We start from the raw sequence: 365 nt of genomic DNA on the forward strand, positions 1-365 counted from the left end.
GGCTTTCACTGCTCACCCTTTTCGCTAACCAAGCTTCGAATTCACACTGTAGATTCCAATAACGAGTCAAATACAGCTTATCACCCGAAACAACCAAGGGCTTGACACTCTGTTTTGCATGCAGCCTCTTATGAGCTCTCGCTTGTGAGAAGTCATCGACGACGGAGAGCTGCAATAAGCTAGCTTTGAAGTCGTGATCAAGTCCTATCTTATGAGCTGACAAGGCAATACAGATTTGCCCCTTACTCGTCGCGTAGGACAGTTCACAGATTAAAAGCGCTAAGCTGCTGGCATGCTGTCGCTCTTCTTCTAACAAACCTTTAACCACAAACTCTGCGGCGTAAAGATCAAGCCAGCGATATGCA

General features: G+C 46.6%; 1 protein-coding gene. It reads right to left on the bottom strand.

The genetic code is table 11. From position 1 onward, the window contains the following. Positions 1-365: hypothetical protein (locus A3761_RS27240; protein ID WP_197472920.1), on the bottom strand; the 365-nt coding region annotated here is incomplete at both ends.

This window comes from Oleiphilus sp. HI0123, assembly GCF_001635315.1.